This is a genomic window from Ideonella sp. P3_A4 (assembly GCF_056403075.1).
Genome location: NZ_JBFUGE010000726.1, coordinates 1 through 2749, shown reverse-complemented (window position 1 = coordinate 2749; position 2749 = coordinate 1). Strand labels below are relative to the sequence as shown.

Sequence of the window (2749 nt, the reverse complement as noted above, 5' to 3'; positions counted from 1 at the left end):
GGCGGCTGCCGGCAGCCGCCTGCATGCGGCCTATGCCGTTCCCGACAAGGACGGCGATCTCGGCGTCCACCTGGGCGGGTTGAAGCGCTGAGTCCACGCCGCCGTTCGGCGGTGTGCCGGTGTCACGAACGAAGCCTTCTGACGCCTGAAGGGCAGCTTCTTCGGGTCGCCTAGACTGCGGCCTCATGTACGCCCATTGCCCGAAGTGCGACCACGCGCCCATGCCGGTGGACCAGGCCTTTCCGGCGGCTTGCCCGGCGTGCGGCGTGATCCTGGCGCGGGTCGGCTCGGGGAGGGACCGTGCGAAACGCGCTGACAGCCGAGGCGGTGATGACGAGGGCAGCACCTGGCGCGAGCGTCTGCTCGAGGTGCCGGCCCAGGTCACCCCGTTCGCCTTCTGGGGCCGAGTGGCGCTGCTCGTCAGCTTCGCACTCTGGGCGGCGGTGCTGATTTCGCTGAACTACCGCAACGCCGAAATCAACAATTCGTTCCTGCACCGACCGCTGCTGATCTTTCACGAGGCGGGCCACGTGATCTTCATGCCGTTCGGCCATTGGATGACGATCTTCGGCGGCACCCTGGGCCAGTTGCTGATGCCGGCGATCATGGCCGGGGCGCTGTTGTGGACCAACCGTGACCCGTTCGGCGCCGCCATCGGCCTGTGGCTGCTGGGCGTGTCGTTGCTCGACGTGGCGCCGTACATCTACGACTCTCTGGTGCCGCAGATGATGTTGCTGTCGGGCCGCACCGGCGAGGCCGGCGGGCACGACTGGATTTACCTGCTGCGCTCGATGGGCCTGTTGCCTCAAGCCCAATGGCTTGGGGCGTTGGTGCACAAGCTGGGCGCGGCCGTGATCTTGCTGGCGCTGGGCTGGGCCGCCTGGGTGTTGAAGCGTCAGCATGCGCAGCTGGAACGTTAGGGTTGGCGCGGCTGTTTTTCCCTCTACACTCACCCCATGCGTTCCGGCCCCAGACTCAGCGCCCGCTCTGACGAATTCGTCGGGCTTGGCGTGGCCGCGCGCAAATCGAAAAAACAAAAGCTCGTCTGACCGGAGCTTTCGTTCCGTCGTCGGATGAGCGACGGAACACCACCAGGGTCGCTTGTCTGTGGCCCGTGCACCCCGCGCTGAATCTGTCGACGGTTTTCCATCGGTCGAACCATGGAGATTCCGATGCAGGATTTCGCCGGCATTTGGGTGCCGCTCGTCACCCCTTTCATCAATGGCGCCGTCGACCATGACGGGCTGAAGCGCCTGGTGGCGCACCTGGGCAACAAAGGCATCGCTGGCTTGGTCGTGTGCGGCAGCACCGGCGAGGCGGCATCGCTCGACGAGGCTGAGCAACTGGCCGTGCTGCGCACCGTCATCGAAGCTCGGGGCGAGTTGCGGGTGGTGATGGGCGTGTCGGGTGTCACGCCAGCAGGCGTGGCGGGGCGATTGCGAGAACTGGCGGGCCTGCCGTTGGCTGGCGTGCTCGTGCCGCCGCCGTACTACGTCAAGCCGTCGCAACAGGGCGTCGCCGATTTCTACACGGCCGTGGCCGACGCGTCACCGCACCCGGTGGTGCTCTACGACATCCCCGGCCGCACGGGGGTTCGCATCGAGACGGACACCATGCTGCGCCTCGCGGCGCACCCGCGAATTTGCGCCGTCAAGGACTGCGGCGGTGACCTGGAGCACACGCAGGCCGTGATCGACGATGGTCGGCTGCAGGTGCTGTGCGGCGACGACTCGCGCATCTTCGTGAGCCTGTGCCAGGGAGCGGTGGGCGCGATTGCGGCTTCGGCCCACCTGCGCCCCGATCTCTTTGCCGGCTTGTACCGCCTGGTTGACCAAGGCGATCTGTGCGAGGCACGCCGCTTGTGGAGGGCGCTCTGGCCGCTGACGTGCGCTCTTTTCGAGGAGCCGAATCCCGGTCCGGTCAAGTCTGCATTGGCGCAACGCCTGGATTTGCACGACGAGTTGCGCGCGCCAATGACCACGGCTTCTGCGTCCCTTGCTCAGCGCATCCAGGCCATGCTCGACGCGATCGACGCTGCATGGCCGGAGCTGCCGCCCGAGCGAGGCCTCGTGCGGTAGCGGGCGCGCTACCTGCCGCGGGGCGGGTGGCGCCGGGGCCGCCCGCCAAGTCGCTCGACGTCACTTCAGGCCGTACGCCACCCAGTGCGCCTTGCCGACCCCACCCGGCACATTCAGGTAGTAGCCGATCTGCACCCGGCCGTCGGCCACGGTCAGGCTGTTGCCGAAGGGGTCGGCGTATTCGGGGTACTGGTGCGGGCGCTTGGCCAGGCTCTTGCCGGTGGTGGCGTCCAGCACGCGCAACTCCAGCGTGTGGTCCAAGGCCTTGTCGATCAGCATGAAGAGCATGCCGTTGGCCCAGATCGGGTTGGTCAGGAAGTGGTCGTAGGGCGTCTGCTCCTCCAGGCGCCATTGGTCCAGGCCGGTGTCGGCGTCCATCGCGATCAGGTAGCTGCTGTGGGCGCTGAAGATGGTGTTGCCATGGCCGACCAGCGGGCGCACCGGGTGATCGGGCAGGTCGTCCTTCTTCCACAGCAGTTTGCCGTCTGAGGCGCGGCGCGCCGTCAATGGCCCGGCACCACAGGGGGCGATAAGCACCCGATCGCCCAGCACCATCGCGGGGTCGAAGATGTAGCTGCAGTCGTTTTGCAGGCGCGACCACAGCCGTCGGCCGGTGGCCGCGTCGAAGGCATAGGTGCCCGGCGCCGTGACGCCGCCCCACGGCATCAAGG

3 protein-coding genes are annotated in these 2749 nt (G+C 67.3%); 2 read left to right on the top strand and 1 reads right to left on the bottom strand.

Annotated features, from left to right (window positions below):
• Window positions 1-221 precede the first annotated feature (221 nt).
• Both AC1DYI_RS31810 and dapA read left to right on the top strand, forming a co-directional pair.
• On the top strand, window positions 222-920 hold the full coding sequence (locus AC1DYI_RS31810) for a hypothetical protein (RefSeq protein WP_477208110.1): 699 nt from the start codon (window positions 222-224) through the stop codon (window positions 918-920).
• Between the two features lie 252 nt (window positions 921-1172).
• On the top strand, window positions 1173-2078 hold the full coding sequence (gene dapA / locus AC1DYI_RS31805) for a 4-hydroxy-tetrahydrodipicolinate synthase (RefSeq protein ID WP_477208109.1): 906 nt from the start codon (window positions 1173-1175) through the stop codon (window positions 2076-2078).
• A gap of 60 nt (window positions 2079-2138) precedes the next feature.
• On the opposite strand, the gene AC1DYI_RS31800 is transcribed toward dapA, so the two are convergent.
• Window positions 2139-2749: outer membrane protein assembly factor BamB family protein (locus tag AC1DYI_RS31800; protein ID WP_477208108.1), on the bottom strand; the 611-nt coding region annotated here is incomplete at its 5' end.

Coding starts and splice junctions, on each gene's coding strand:
- dapA (WP_477208109.1), top strand. CDS start 1,173: ATGCAGGATTTCGCCGGCATTTGGGTGCCGCTCGTCACCCCTTTCATC.
- AC1DYI_RS31810 (WP_477208110.1), top strand. CDS start 222: ATGCCGGTGGACCAGGCCTTTCCGGCGGCTTGCCCGGCGTGCGGCGTG.